General features: G+C 63.2%; 10 protein-coding genes. 5 read left to right on the top strand and 5 right to left on the bottom strand.

Features of this window, described 5'->3' with window-relative positions; translation table 11 throughout:
• Positions 1-93 precede the first annotated feature (93 nt).
• Complete coding sequence (locus DQ353_RS12365; protein WP_113763056.1) at positions 94-1,341, bottom strand: exonuclease domain-containing protein; 1,248 nt, start codon at positions 1,339-1,341, stop codon at positions 94-96.
• A gap of 129 nt (positions 1,342-1,470) precedes the next feature.
• On the opposite strand from DQ353_RS12365, the gene DQ353_RS12360 reads away from it, so the two are divergent.
• Entirely contained in the window at positions 1,471-2,724 is a 1,254-nt protein-coding gene (locus DQ353_RS12360) for an APC family permease (RefSeq protein WP_113763055.1), read from the top strand.
• A gap of 185 nt (positions 2,725-2,909) precedes the next feature.
• Positions 2,910-4,640 carry an aa3-type cytochrome oxidase subunit I gene (gene ctaD, locus DQ353_RS12355; RefSeq protein ID WP_113763054.1) on the top strand — a complete coding sequence of 577 codons (1,731 nt, stop codon included), beginning with the start codon at positions 2,910-2,912 and terminating at the stop codon, positions 4,638-4,640.
• 120 nt (positions 4,641-4,760) lie between these two features.
• On the opposite strand, the gene DQ353_RS12350 is transcribed toward ctaD, so the two are convergent.
• Both DQ353_RS12350 and DQ353_RS12345 read right to left on the bottom strand, forming a co-directional pair.
• A complete protein-coding gene (locus DQ353_RS12350; protein WP_286166794.1) occupies positions 4,761-6,530 on the bottom strand; it encodes a BCCT family transporter in 1,770 nt (589 codons plus the stop codon).
• Positions 6,531-6,760: 230 nt separating this feature from the next.
• The gene (locus DQ353_RS12345; RefSeq protein WP_113763053.1) at positions 6,761-7,432 is read right to left on the bottom strand and encodes a response regulator; all 672 of its coding nucleotides are present in this window, start codon (positions 7,430-7,432) and stop codon (positions 6,761-6,763) included.
• 101 nt (positions 7,433-7,533) lie between these two features.
• Here DQ353_RS12345 and DQ353_RS21310 point away from each other — a divergent pair, with 101 nt between their 5' ends.
• The 3 genes from DQ353_RS21310 (at position 7,534) to DQ353_RS12335 (ending at position 10,126) form a co-directional block, all read left to right on the top strand.
• Positions 7,534-7,740 carry a hypothetical protein gene (locus DQ353_RS21310; RefSeq protein WP_146755242.1) on the top strand — a complete coding sequence of 69 codons (207 nt, stop codon included), beginning with the start codon at positions 7,534-7,536 and terminating at the stop codon, positions 7,738-7,740.
• Positions 7,741-7,767: 27 nt separating this feature from the next.
• A complete protein-coding gene (locus tag DQ353_RS12340; RefSeq protein WP_113763052.1) occupies positions 7,768-9,057 on the top strand; it encodes a sensor histidine kinase in 1,290 nt (429 codons plus the stop codon).
• Between the two features lie 445 nt (positions 9,058-9,502).
• Complete coding sequence (locus DQ353_RS12335; RefSeq protein ID WP_113763051.1) at positions 9,503-10,126, top strand: malonic semialdehyde reductase; 624 nt, start codon at positions 9,503-9,505, stop codon at positions 10,124-10,126.
• Positions 10,127-10,206: 80 nt separating this feature from the next.
• Here DQ353_RS12335 and DQ353_RS12330 read toward each other — a convergent pair whose 3' ends face one another.
• Entirely contained in the window at positions 10,207-11,373 is a 1,167-nt protein-coding gene (locus DQ353_RS12330; protein ID WP_113763050.1) for a hypothetical protein, read from the bottom strand.
• 69 nt (positions 11,374-11,442) lie between these two features.
• A complete protein-coding gene (locus DQ353_RS12325) occupies positions 11,443-14,814 on the bottom strand; it encodes a DEAD/DEAH box helicase (RefSeq protein ID WP_113763049.1) in 3,372 nt (1,123 codons plus the stop codon).
• Positions 14,815-14,876: the final 62 nt, after the last annotated feature.

Raw genomic sequence — 14,876 nt, 5'->3', positions numbered from 1 at the left:
AATGCCCCATGGGGACGGCAAGGCCGCTGTCGATTTGAGCATACTAGCGAGCCGGAGCCGTTAGTACAGCGAACGATGGTTTTCTCGGCCGACTCAGTGCCCGGCCGGATGAAGGACCTGGTCCCACAGGTAATCCTCGCCAACGACCGGGATGCCGTATGACCTGGCCTTGCGGGCCTTGCCCGAGAGGCTGTCCGGGTCGGCGGCCACCAACAGCTTCACCTTTTTCGTCACCGCCGGGTGCGACTTGAACCCGGCGGATTCCAGTTCGGCCTCGATGGCGCTCCTGGGCCGGGTCATGTCCCCGGTGAGCACGACGAGATCCCCGGGCTCCAGGAACGAGGTTGCCGTCCGCTGTGGCAAGGGGGCCCATGACGGGGCGGCAGGCCTGGCCAGCGAGGCGGCCTCGAGCTGCGCGGAAGGGATGCCAAGCAGCTGGGCGATGGTTGCCAGGTCGTGCAGCTCATCGCGGGTGAGGACGCCGTCGGCCCAAGCGGTGTCGGCGAGCGAGGCGAAATACTGGCCGTGCAGTTCGATGACGGTGGTCCTGCTGATTTCGAGCTCGTCGGCCATCGCAACCAAGGCGGATTGCTCGTGGGCCGAGAGGTACCGGTCAAGCAACGCGCGGTCGAGCAACGCCAGGTATTCCTGGTGCTCGGCTGGCCCGGTGATTTCGGGCAGGCGAACCACGATCCGGTCCACGAAGTGGGTTTCCCTGGCTCCCTCCGTGGAGCGGTGCGCGGGGGCAAACAGCGCGGGAGGAGTGGCGAGGTGCCAGCTGGTGGCCGCGGCCTGCTCCAACAGGTAGTCCCAGTCGCCCAGGTCCGGGTCAAGCTCCATATACCGGGACAGGAGCACCGCGGTGGCCTCGGCGTCGTCCCCGGCGCTGTGCGCATGGCGCAACTCGATGCTGAACGAATCGCAGCAGTCCTGCAGGGAACGCCCGGCACCGGGCAGGTATTCGTGGGCCATCTGCATGGTGCACAGGCCGCGGGGCAGGTAGAAGTCCGGCAGGGCCAGCCCCGCACGCTGGAATTCGGCGCCGAGGAAGCGGGCGTCGAAGCCGAGGTTGTGCGCGACGACGATGGTTCCGGACAGCCGCCAGTCAAGCTCCTGGGCGATGTCGACGAAGCGCGGTGCCTCGAGGATGTCCTTGGCACGGATCCCGTGGATGGATTGCCTGCCCAGGTCCCGTTCGGGATTGACCAGCGTTTCCCACCGATCCAGCACGGTGCCGGAGCGGTCGAGGGTGATGACGGCAATTTCCGCAATGCGGTCGTGGTTTCCCGGGAACAATCCCGTGGTTTCCGTGTCGATCACGGCAAAATATCCCTGTGCCATGGAGGCCCCCCGCTGCTTGCCCGTATCCGACGATGTGTTTTGATCCTAGGCCAACCGGCCGGGCCGGGGGCGTCGGGCCCCGTGTTTGGGCACCACCTGGTGTTAACTTTCGTGTAGTAAGTCTTGTGGATGCGAACTCAGGATGGGGAAAAAGTGGTACCAGGTCTTCAACGACGGTTGGGCACCTTTGACGCGGTCATGATCGGGCTGGGTGCGATGATCGGGGCGGGCCTCTTTTCGGCGTTCACACCCGCGGCCTCCGCGGCCGGCTCCGCGCTCTTGGTCTCGCTGGTGCTGGCCTCCGCGATTGCCTATGCCAATGCTCGTTCCAGCGCACAGCTCGCGGCACGCTACCCGACCTCCGGCGGCACCTACGCCTATGGGCGGGAGGTGCTGGGGCCGTGGCCCGGTTTCATTGCCGGGTGGGGGTTCGTGGTGGGCAAGACTGCATCCGCGGCGGCCATGGCGCTGACCTTTGCCACCTACACGGTCCCCGGACCCTGGGTGAAACCGGTGGCCACTGTGGCTGTGGCGGTGCTCGTGGGCGTCAACTGCCTGGGCGTTACCCGCACGGCGGCCGCGGCAAGGATCATCGTCACCGCGGTCCTGGCGCTCCTGGCCGTGGTCCTGATCGTGATCCTGGCGGGAGGACATGCTCCGCCGGAATACGTTGCCGGGACCAACCACGGGGTCTTTGGCGTCTTGCAGGGAGCGGGGCTGTTGTTCTTCGCATTTGCGGGTTATGCGCGCATCGCAACCCTGGGGGAGGAAGTGCGGAACCCGTCCAGGAGCATTCCGCGGGCCATCGGGATCGGGCTTGGCATCGTGGTGGTCCTCTATGCCGCGGTGGCACTGGTGCTGATCGATGTCCTGGGGACGGCCGGCATTGCCCAAAGCCCCAAGCCGCTGGCGACCGCGGTGGGGGACTCCTGGGCGCTTCCGCTGGTCCAGGTTGCGGCTGCGCTGGCCTCCCTGGGTGCGTTGCTGGCCCTGGTTGCGGGGATCGGACGCACCGCCATGGCCATGGCCCGGGAGAACGACCTGCCCCGGGCACTCTCGGCCGTGCATCCGCGGTTCGCCACACCTCTGAGGGCCGAGCTCGTCGTCGGTGCCGCGATCCTGGTGCTCATCGCATTCTTCGACCTGGGCACGGCCATCGGCTTCTCGTCGTTCGGGGTCCTGGTCTATTACCTGATCACCAATATCTCGGCCGCGAGGCAGCCGAAGAACGAGCGGTTGGGGCCCGTCTGGCTGGGTGTTGCCGGGGCCGCCGGCTGCGCGGTGCTGGTCGCTTCGCTTCCGGTCTCCGCCGTCATCGGCGGCCTGGTCATGTTCACCGTCGGCCTGGGGTATCGCGCGACTAGGCTTCGGCTCGGCGGCTGAGTCCTGCCCCGGACGTGGCAGGTGGTGCCGGTGCCCTTCGGTGGCCAACCCTAGCAACTTGACGCAAAGAAGAGCATGCTGGGGAAGAACCACACATTTCGAGCACAGAAACTTCGTGGGTCGGTTGCCCTGCCGGGGAAAAACGGGCGGCTGCCATGTCGTTTGGGGAAACCGTGAGATGAAAAATGGCAACCTATGAATACGCAACGGATGAACTGACCCGCGACCAACCCAGGGCAGTCCCGCTGAGCAAGGGGCGGATGATTGTCGGCTGGCTCACGACCACCGACCACAAGAGGATCGGGTACATGTACCTGATCGCCTCATTCACCTTCTTCTGCTTGGCCGGCGTGATGGCGATGCTGATGAGGGCTGAATTGTTCGACCCCGGCCTGCAGATCGTGCAGACCAAGGAGCAGTACAACCAGCTGTTCACCATGCACGGCACGCTGATGCTGCTGATGTTCGCAACGCCCCTCTTTGCCGGTTTCGCCAACGTCATGATGCCGCTGCAGATCGGGGCACCGGACGTCGCGTTCCCCAGGCTCAATGCGCTGGCCTTCTGGTTCTTCCTCTTTGGATCAACCATCGCGATCTCGGGCTTCCTGACCCCGCAGGGCGCGGCGGCGTTCGGCTGGACCGGGTATGCGCCGTTGTCGAACACCACCTTCAGCCCCGGCATCGGCGGGGATCTCTGGGTCTTCGGCCTGGCGCTGTCGGGCTTCGGCACGATCCTGGGCGCGGTCAACTTCATCACCACGATCATCTGCCTGCGTGCCCCGGGCATGACCATGTGGCGCATGCCCATTTTCACGTGGAACACGCTGATCACCGCCATCATGATCCTGATGGCCTTCCCGCCGCTGGCGGCCGCGCTGTTCGCCCTGGGTGCGGACAGGCGGTTCGGTGCGCATGTGTATGATCCTGAAGCGGGCGGCCCGATGCTGTGGCAGCACCTGTTCTGGTTCTTCGGTCACCCCGAGGTCTACATCATTGCGCTGCCGTTCTTCGGCATTGTCACCGAGATCTTCCCGGTGTTCTCCCGCAAGCCGATCTTCGGCTACAAGGGCCTGATCTTCGCGACCATCTCCATCGCGGCGCTCTCGATTTCCGTCTGGGCCCACCACATGTACGCCACCGGACAGGTCATGCTGCCGTTTTTCGCCTTCATGACGATGCTGATTGCGGTGCCCACCGGCGTGAAGTTCTTCAACTGGATCGGCACCCTTTGGCGGGGATCGGTCACCTTCGAGACCCCGATGCTCTGGAGCATCGGGTTCCTGGTCACCTTCCTCTTCGGCGGACTGACCGGCATCGTCCTATCGGCACCGGGCTTGAACTTCCACGTGACAGACACCTACTTCGTGGTGGCGCACTTCCACTACGTGGTCTTCGGCACCGTCGTGTTCGCCATGTTCGCCGGATTCTACTTCTGGTGGGCGAAGTGGACCGGCAAGATGCTCAACGAGCGACTGGGCAAGATCCACTTCTGGATGCTGTTCGTGGGCTTCCACGGCACCTTCCTGATCCAGCACTGGCTGGGCGTCATGGGGATGCCGCGTCGCTACGCGGACTACCTTCCCGAAGACGGGTTCACCACGATGAACCAGTTCTCGTCGGTGTTCTCCTTCATCCTGGGTGCCTCGATGATCCCGTTCTTCTGGAACGTGTGGACCACGCACCGGCACGGCAAGAAAGTGGTCGTGGACGATCCGTGGGGTTTCGGCGGATCGCTGGAATGGGCAACCTCCTGCCCGCCGCCGCGCCACAACTTCACCTCGATCCCGCGCATCCGTTCCGAACGCCCCGCCCTTGACCTCCACCACCCGGAGCTCGGCGCACGGACAACCCCGCAGGGCCCCGTGGCCACGGTGTTCGGGCCGGCACAGCAGAAGGACACCGACGAATCGGGCTGATGCCGGAGTCGGGCAACGACCGGAAAGCGCTTGTAACGCATGTGGGGTGGTGGTTTCCCGTCCAAGGACGGGAAACCACCACCCCACATTGCTGTGCGTCGTGCGTGCCAGCCGGTGGACCTAGGGCTGCGCTCCGGGATGTCCGCCGCCGGTCTCGGACGCATCTGCGCCGGGGACAGCCGCCGAGCCAACCGGGACATCAGGCACCGAGCCGTCGGCGCGACGACCCTGGGGAACGGCCCGGCGAAGCCTTGCCGTCAGGTTCTGGAGATTGAGCAGCTGCGAATTCCGGTTCGGGCCTTCAACTTCCAACCCGTAGAAGTCACCGATGTGGTCCACGAACGCCATCCGTCGGGCCTTCTCATAGACCTTGACTTCACGCGAGAATGCCCGGTATGTCGCCCAGCAGATCATGATCAGGACAATGCTGAAGGGCAGGGCAATGACGATGGCTGCGGTCTTGAGCGCTTCGAGGCCTCCGGAAAGGAGCAGCGAAGCCGCCAGCAGGGAAGTGGCCAGCGTGAAGAAAATGCGGATCCAGTTCTTTGGTTCCACGTCTCCGCCGGTGGCGATCATGCCCATGACCAATGCGCCAGAGTCTGCCGAGGTGACGAAGAAGATGACAATCATGATGATGGCCCCCACCGTCAGCACGGCACCGGCCGGCAAGTTGTCCAGCATGGCGAACAAGGCGCCGGCGGTGTTGATCGAGCCGTCCGCGCCCACGAGGTTTCCGGTGCCCTGCAGCTGGCCGTAGATGGCGGTTCCGCCCAGGACGGCGAACCACAACATGGTGACAACCGTCGGGACCAGAATGACCCCGCCAACAAACTGGCGCACCGTGCGGCCGCGGGAAATCCGGGCGATGAAGATGCCCACGAACGGGGCCCAGGAAATCCACCAACCCCAGTAGAACGTGGTCCACATGCCCTGCCAGGCTTCGCCTTCGGCACCGGTGAAGGCGCTGACGTTGAACGACATGGCAAGGAAGTTCTGCAGGTAGTTGCCGATCGACTGCACGAAGTTGCGCAGAAGGAATTGTGTGGGGCCAACTATCAGCAAGAAGGCGACGAACACCCCGGCCAGGATCAGGTTGGTGTTCGAGAGCCACTTCATCCCCTTGCCAACACCCGACAGCACGGACAAGAGCACCAAGCAGGTGACGGCGGCAATGATGACGATGTCGATGAACTGGGTTGCCTTGAACAGGCCGGCACTTTCCAGGCCCGCACTGATCTGCAGGACGCCCAAGCCCAGTGAGGTCGCCACGCCGAAGATGGTGCCGACCAGGGCGATGACGTCAATGAGGTTTCCGAGGCCGCCATGGACCTTGCGCCCCAACAAGGGTTCAAGGGTCCAGCGGATCGAAATGGGTCGGCCGCGCCGGTGGATCGCATAGGCCAGGGCCAGCCCGATGACAACGTAGATCGACCACGCGTGGACTCCCCAGTGCAGGAACGTTTGGGCCTGGGCTTGTTGGGCCAGCTCGGCCGGGGAACCCGAAGCGCCGGGCTTGGGTGAAGCGAAGTGGCTCAGTGGCTCGGAGACGCCGTAGAAAACCAGGCCGATGCCCATCCCGGCGGCAAAGAGCAGCGAGAACCAGGAACCCAGGGAGAACTCCGGTTCGTCTTCGTCCTTGCCGAGCTTGATCTCACCGAATTTCCCGAATCCCAGCCAGAGGCTGAACACCACAAAGCCCGTTGCAATCAGGACGTAGTACCAGTTGAAGTATCCGATGATCTTCGTCTGGATGGATGAGAAGAATGACTCTGCCGTATCGGGCATGGTCATGGCGAACGTGGCAAAAACAATGGTGATGATGGCCGCGGGCCAGAAGACCCACCGGTGTACACGGGGCGATGTACTCGTCTTTGTCTGTTCGGTTGTCATTTTCCGAGCCTAAGCGATAGCAGGGTGCGACCAACAAGAAAGGTGGTAATCACCACCAAATTTGCCAAACTTTGAGAATCTGTGAATTGAAGTTCACCTTAGCAAGAAACTACAAGGTTCTCCCGATGAAAGTAAGCCCTCGTGCGCATGGGGTAGGCGTTGGATTCGGAGCCGGACAAGGCCTTGGTGGTGAGACATTCGGAGCACCCTCAGAGGCATTCGTCTACTGGTTAGTCCATATGAAGCTCGACCAGTCCGTATTGGGCGGCCCGAATCAGGGCCTGGACCCTGTCGCGGACGCCGAATTTTGCCATGACTCGACTCAGGTGGGCTTTCACCGTTGCTTCGGAAATGTGCAATTCGGCGGCCATCTCCGGATTGTTTCTGCCCCGTGCAAGTAGTTGGAGGACTTCCTGCTCCCGCTCGGACAAAGCCATGGGGTTCGGCCCGATGGAGCTGCTCGGCCGCACATCGTGGGCATCCCGGATCGCGCGAATAAGGTCCTGCGAGACGGACGCCGAGATGGCTGCGCTTCCGTCTTGTACTGCCTGGATGGCCGCGAGGATTTCCGTGGGCTCGGCGTCCTTGACCAAGTAACCAGCGGCTCCCGCGCGAAGAGCCGGGACCAGGTATTCCTCCGAGGAAAAAGCGGTGATGGCAAGTACGCCAATGCCCGGGTAGTTTGTGGTGATGATGCTGGTTGCTTCAACGCCGTCCATGCGGGGCATTTGCATGTCCATGAGGATTACATCCGGATTGTTGCCCGCGCAGAAGTCGACTGCTTCAATGCCGTTTGTCGCTTCTCCAAGCCACTGGAACCCCGGGGCGGCTTCAAGGATGATCTTGAGGGCTTGGCGCATGAGTGGTTCGTTATCAACCACAAGAACTTGGATGTCGGTCACAGTCTTGAGTCTAGTGATCTTTTGGCTAATAAGCGTCTTTGATGGTCGGCAACATGAACTTTTGGGAAAACACCTGTTGACTTATGGAAATAAGTGCAAGAATGAGCAACATGACTCGTAAAACTCGTATTCTCGCTGCTGTAACCATGTCCGTTGCCCTGTTGCTGCCGGCTGCCGTTCCCGCTCAGGCTGCCGTTGTCTCAGGCCCCATTTCCCAGAGCATCTCGTTCCCGGTGGCATCGCCTGCCGGTGCATCAGATGCATTCAATGACTGGGTTTGTCGTAATCTCGGCGCTCTGTGCCGCTAAGCGCAATAGAAAGCAGGGCTCGCTGACATGAGCCCTGCTTTCGGTGAGAATGGGATCGTGAAACAACCTCATTCTTCACCCACCGCTATTGAGCCGTCGTCCGCCCCCTTGGGGCGGACGATCCTTCTCATTGCCAGCGGAATTGTCGCACTGCTGCTGGTTACAGACATCGTGAGCCTGCTCAGGGAGGCCGATCCTGCGCAGTTCCGGGTTCGCGCCATGGAGAGCATCGTTAGCGTTGCCTTCGCTCTTGCCCTTGGGCTGCTGTGGGTTCGTGGACGGGCAGCAGTCATAGTTTCCGTTCTTGCCATGATCTTGAGCCTGATCGTGGGAAAATACCTCTTTGCCTTACTTGTTGTTCCTTTGCTTCTTGGCCTGGTCACCCTGACCCAAACTCGCAAGTTTTCCTTCCGCTATCTTTGTGTCACGGTTGTGTGGGCAACGCTGATCGTTGTCGTACGGACTTACGACGTAGGCTTTTTGATCCTCCTCGTGCCGTTGCTGGGGGTAGCTTATTTTGTGGCACTTTTTGCGCGAAAGTATCAGGAGCAGCGTGAGGCCGACAGGCGACGCATCGAGGATCTGCGCCGCAAGCAGCAAGAGGCCGTGGAGGCCGAGCGCAAGGCCATTGCCAGGGACCTGCACGACATCGTCGCCCATGACATCACCGTGATTTCCATGCAGGCCAAGGCCGCAGGTTTTTCGGGCGATCCCGCCGTTGCCCAGGCAGCACTCAAGGTCATTGGGAACACCTCGAAAGAAGCACTGCAGGACCTCCGCGTCATGCTCAACGTGTTGCGCTCGGACGGGCCCGCAACCCGCGTGGACGGATCGCTCGTTGACTCGGCGGGAAATGCTGCCAGCAGCCTCGAGATCCTCATCGGTGTCGAGGTGTTTGCCGAACGACTGATTGACCTCGGCCATCCAACGAAGACCATGGCCGATCCGCGGCTTGCCGGCTTGCCACAATCCGCACAGGCAGCCCTGTACAGGGTTCTGCAGGAATCCACGACGAACATCGTCAAGCATGCTGAACGGCATGCGGTTTGCCGCATTGAGGCACTCGTGGTGGGAGACCGGGTGTGGCTGGAGATTGCCAACTCGTTACCCCGCCACGTCATGGACCAAGGTTTCGACAGTGGCGGGCACAGCTCGGGCATTGTTGGCATGTCCGACCGGATGGCGGCCTTCGGTGGTACCCTCTCGGCCAAGCGGGTCCGCGGCGACTGGGTGGTGCGTGCCGAACTCCCGGCAACCACCATTGACCAGGGCATCAAAGCTCGCGAGGACAACTTCAAGGCTTCGGATCAATCATGAGGTTACCTCAGTAAGTATGGTCAAAGGTCTAATGTGCAGCACCCGATCGCGCGGATAGAGTAGGTACTACATCGGAGAAATAGCCGATTGATGGGAACTAGGAACGTTTTGCGAGTGGCGTTTCCAGAACTCATTTCCAGCACGCCAGACGACGCCAGCCCCGCGAACCGAGCCCCCAAGTTGGTTCGCAGCACAGGAATCACGTCAAATGCTTTCCCCCAAGGAGCATTTGGCATTGAAGGTTCCTCGGTCGCTTCTACCCCAAGAGAAGCCACCATCGGCGTCGTCGGGCGTGCTGATGTTTAAGCCCATGGATGCCCCGATTTTCCGGTGATTTTCCCCGGCGGGTGATGCGCTTCACAGGCCCTGAGGGAATGCTTCCCGTGGCCGTGGCGGTTCTGCTTGGTAGGAAACCACCGAAGAACCGCAAGGAGAACACCCCCAGATGAGCGTTGAAACCGCCGCAACCGTGTACGACCAGCTGTCGATCGATGCCGACACCGCAGACAAGCTTTTCCTTGAGGCCCGCACCGCAAACACCTTCTCCGAGGAACCCGTGGTCGGCGAAACCCTCGATGCCATCTACGAGCTCACCAAAATGGGTCCGACGATGATGAACAACCAGCCACTGCGCATCACCTGGGTCAAGAGCGCCGAGGCCCGCGAGGCGGTCGTCGCCAAGATGATGGAAGGGAACCGTGCCAAGTCCTTGGCCGCCCCGGCGCTTGCAGTGCTTAGCTATGACGCCAACTGGCACGAGCAGTTCCCGGTGTTCTTTCCCCACGCCCCCGAGCGCAAGGCCATGTTCGACCAGGACGCCGCCTCTCGTACCGAGATCGCCAAGAACAACGCCTGGATGCAGGCCGGCTACTTCATCATGGCCGTCCGCGCGGCCGGGCTGCACGCCGGACCCATGGGCGGCTTCGACGCTGCCGGAGTGGATTCGGTCATCAACGCGGACTCGGCCAACCACGCCTTCTTGATCGTCAACGTCGGCGCCCCCGGCGAGAACCCGTGGTTCGATCGCCTGCCGCGACTGGACATCGACATGGCGACCACCAGCATCTAGCGTCCCGCCTGCCCGAAGCAAGCACACCGTGGGGCGGTGAAGATGCCAGACATCTTCACCGCCCCACGGCGTTAAGCATTCTAGGCCAGGACCTCTTCGGCCACCCGCGTCAATGCACGTTCCAGCGGGGCGCGCAGCACGCGTGGCACGCGGATGTGCTTGCCAATGCGCACGAGCCCCTCGGCCTCGGCGGCACGCAGCAGGGCCTCGGCGGCCGGTACGGTCTTTGCGAAGAGCGGCTGCAGGTGGGCCTGTTCCGGTTCCAGTTCCCCGGGTGCGGGAACCGAGAAGGCTGCCTCGGTGCGCGGCGGATTCGCCGATCCTGCCTTGGCCAGCAACGCGGCGGTCATTTGGGTGACGGTGTGGTCCGCATCCGGACCCACGGCATTGAGTAGCAGGTGGGCGTAGATTCCTTCGGCCACCAAGTCCTTTGCGCCGCGGGCGCCGAATCCCGAATCGGCGTTCAACGCCTCGGCCACCACCGGATTGGGCAGCACCCTTCCCTCTTGGAAGCTCAATACCCCGGCACGCAACAGCGCATCCCAATAGGTGCCCAGTTTCGGAAGCTGTCCCAACGCGGCAACGGAGGATCCGGCCTCTGGCACCCAGCCCGGCTGCGCAACCTCGGAATCCTGGTCCAGGCGAACCTCGAGCCCCACGGCAGCGGCGGCCGAAACCAGATCGGTGGGCAGCAACAATCCGTCCTCTGCCACCTCTCGGCCCTCGCCCACCCAGGCCAGCAGTGCCCTGGCGGTGTCCACCATCGCCAGCTTGGCCCAGCGTTCGTCCGCGCTGGCCTCGTCAAGCTCGGGGACAACCACGGGCGATTGCCCGCCCTGGGCCGACACCAGGTCGAAGACGGCCTTGAATTCCTCCACCTCTCCGCTCCAACGGCCGGTTTCAGCCAAAAAGAGCATGAACTCGCGCAGCATGGCGGCGCACGCAACGGCGACCTCGTCGCCAAGCTCGCGCAGGTCCGTGAACTGGATGGCCAGGGCATCATGGTCAAGCTCGGACACCGCCACCTTCCCTCGCAGCCGGGCGTGGACCGTCAGCAGGGTCACCAGGCCCTCGATGCCGGCCTCCGAATCGGCCGGGGCGTGGCGTTGGTTGAAGAAGGCACGCAATTGCGCGGCGTAGGGCCGCATGGCGGTGCGGACCTTGTCCTCGAACTTGGAGGCACCGGCGCTTGGGTTGCGTCCCGGGTGCCCGTTGCGTGGTTTGCCGGCAGATTTCGATTTCGACATGTTCGTGTCGTCCCCCTTGGGTGCTTGGATAATCCTGATGCTGCTTTGCTGGTGCCTTCCGGCGCCGGGCTAATCCGCGAAGAGTGAGCGAACGTCGTCGGCGCTGATCGCCGAGGCAAAGGCCGCATCGTCATCGAGCACCGCGGTGAACAGCTTGGCCTTCTTGTCCTTCAGCGCCATGACCTTTTCCTCGATGGTGTTCTTGGAAACCATCCGGTAGACCATGACGTTGCGCTTCTGCCCGATGCGGTGGGCGCGGTCAACGGCCTGGTTCTCCGAGGCCGGGTTCCACCACGGATCCATGAGGAAGCAGTAGTCGGCCTGGGTGAGGTTCAGGCCAAACCCGCCGGCCTTCAGTGAAATCAGGAACACCTTGACCTTGCCGGAGGTGAAGGACTCGATGACCCTGGCACGCTTGGTGGTCGAGCCGTCCAGGTAGGCGTGCTCGATCCCGGCCTCGGTGAGCCGGTCGCTGGCCTTGGACAGGAACGAGGTGAATTGGCTGAAGACCAGGGCGTTGTGGCCCTCGGCGGTGAGGTCCTCGAGTTGCTCGAGCAGGGCGTCGAGCTTGCTGCTGGGAACGGAGGAGTACTCCTCGTCGATGAGCGAGGCATCCAGGGCCAGCTGGCGCAGCTTGGTCAGCGAGGAGAACACCGCGAAGCGGTTCTTGTCCATGTCCTCGAGCATGCCCAGCACCTTCTGGCGTTCGCGCTGCAGGTGCCGCTGGTAGATGACCCGGTGCTTGGGTGCCAGGTCGAGCTCCAGGATCTGCTCCTGCTTCTCGGGCAGGTCCGTGGCTACCAGTTCCTTGGTGCGGCGCAGCATCAGTGGGCGGATCCGGCGGCGCAGGCGCTTCAGCGCCTCGTTGTCGCCGTCCTTTTCGATGGGCTTGCGGTAGGTCTCGTCGAAGCGCTTGAGCGCGGGGAAGAGCCCCGGGGCGGCAATGGCGAACATCGACCAGAGCTCGGAGAGGTTGTTTTCCATGGGGGTGCCGGTGATCGCGAGCTTGAAGGGCGTCGGGAAGTCGCGGGCCTGCTTGGAGGCCTGTGTGGCGGGGTTCTTCACGAATTGGGCCTCGTCCAGGATCAGCCCGGAGAACCTGGTGGCCGCATATTCGTCCTGGTCGATGCGGAACAGGCCATAGGAGGTGATCATGATGTCGACGTCCGCGGCGATCTCGTGGGCGGGGACCCCGCCGCGGCGCACGGTCTCGGTCATGTAGACGCTGCGCAGGTTCGGGGCGAAGCGTGCCGCCTCGGCCGTCCAGTTGGAGACCACGGAGGTCGGGGCCACCACCAGGAACGGGGGCATCTTTCCGGTCGAGTCGTCGTGGTTGTCCTTGGCGTGCTGGATCAGTGCCAGGGTCTGCAACGTCTTGCCCAGTCCCATGTCGTCGGCGAGCACCCCGCCCAGCCCGTTGTCGTAGAGGAAGGAGAGCCATTCGAAGCCCTCGAGCTGGTAGGGGCGCAGCGTGGCGTCGATGCCGTCCGGCAGCGGGGCGTGGTCGACCTCGAGGATGTTGCTCAGTCCCTCGGTGGAGTGCTTCCACGCGGCGGACGCCTCGACGTTGGTGGCGATGTCCTTGAGGTCTTCCCAGAGCGAGGCCTGGTGCTTGGAAATCCGGATGGTGCCGTCACTGGTGGCATCCGACAGCGCGCGGGCCTCCTCGATGAGCCGGCGCAGCTGCTCGTATTCCGGGCGGTCCAGGGTAAAGTACTTGCCGTCGGGCAGCATCAGGTACGCATCGCCGTGCGCCAGCGCCTGGAAGAGTTCGGTGAACGGGACCTTGTTGCCGTCGATTGCGACCTCGACGCCCAGGTCGAACCAGTCGTTGGTTTCGGTGTTCTCGGTCGAGATGGTGATCAGCGGGTTCGCGGTGAGTTCCTCGAACTCCGGCTGTTCGCCGTCGATGTGCACCCGCAGGTTTTCCAATGCCTGCAATGCCGGCAGCGCCTGGGTGATGAACCGTGCCGCCGCGACGCCATGCAGGCGCGGTGCGACCCGGGTGGCGGAAATGTTGCGTTGCGGATTGGCGAAGGCACCGGCGTAGGCCTCCGGGAACGAGGCAATGGCCGCGGCGACTTCGCGTTGCATGGCCAGTTCGGCCTTGGGGTTGCGTTCGGTTCCCGCCACCAGCTCCAGGGACACCTGGTGGTTGCCGTAGGAATAGCCCCAATGCAGGTTGATGCCCGGGACCGAAGTTTCGTCCTTCTTGTGCTTGCGGGTCGGGTGCTGCTGGCCGGCGAAGTGCTCGACGCGCAGCAGCATGACTGGTTCCAGCGAGGTCGGCACCTCGACGGAGTGGTCGATCGAGGACAGCGCGGAGGCCTTGGCGAGCTTGGGCAGGTACTCCTGCTCAAAGTTTTCCCGCCCGTTGGCCGGGATGGTGACCTTCTTGTCCGTGGCCAGCAGACCGGTGACCAGTGCGGGGAGCTTGGTGCGCGATGGCGCCAGGTGGAGGTCCACGTTCTTTATGCCCTCGGTGGTGTCCCACCAGAAGACCCCGTGGTCGGCGACGGCGCCGAGGAAGTCGCTGTCAAAGTCCGGCGGGAGCACATCGACCGAGGGGCGGATCCGCAGCTTCTTGCCCTCGGAGGCGATATCGGTGCGGACCGCGACCGGATCGTGCACCCGGACCGAGGATTTTGCCGACTGGCCGCGCAGCTCGATGCCCAGTGCAGCGGCCCGGTCAAGGTGGTTCCACACCATCGGGGTCAGGAAATCGCTGGCCGACAGGTGGGTCCCGTTCCACGCAACAAAGGAGTTCAGCTGAAGCAGCGTGCAGAACCACTCGACCTGCTCCGCGTCGTAGGAGTAGTCGAATGGAAGTGTCGGGATGCCGCCGGTGCGGGTGTAGCGGAAATGCTGCCAGGCCAGGTTGCCCGAGACCCAGCGGCCCTTGTCGTTGAGCTGGACCGGGCGCAGCAACAGCTCCAGCTTGGAGGTGTGCGGGATGGTCCCGTCCTTGATCTTCTGCATGGCCGAGGCCTGGTAGCGCTGCAGGGTCTTTGGGCGCAGTTCGAACTGGAGCCCCAGGGTACGCTGCTCGGTTTCCTGCCCGGCGGCAACGCCGTCCCCGATGAGCGAGTCCAGCGTGCGCTCCCACGGGGCACGCGGATCGGGATCCTCGTAGTTTTTCTCGTCCCACATGTAGGCGAAAAGTGCGGCCGCGGCGTGCTTGCAGTTCGAGCCCACCGGGCAGGTGCAGATCCCCAGCTGGGGCATGAGCAGCCCGTGACGAACCTGGGAGTGGACGGCGGTGCGATATACCATGCCGCCGGAACCCAGCACGGAAGCGCGCACGATGCCCATGGGCTCGACCCAGTTGACGTCCAGCACCCTGCCCTGGCTTGCGTAGGCAGCGCCGCGATCCAGGCTGAGGGGTCCGACAAGCTCCCGGATCAGTGTGGTGGAGTTGAGCAGTGGTGCAACGGAAGACATGTCACTAGTCTAAAGGCGGGCACCCACGCCACGGAGCCAAAACGGCCCCAATGGGCCCGCGG

It is taken from the genome of Arthrobacter sp. AQ5-05 (assembly GCF_003287975.1).
Taxonomy (GTDB): domain Bacteria; phylum Actinomycetota; class Actinomycetes; order Actinomycetales; family Micrococcaceae; genus Paeniglutamicibacter.
The sequence above is the reverse complement of the archived record's forward strand: the minus strand, read 5'-3'. Positions and strand labels throughout refer to the sequence as shown.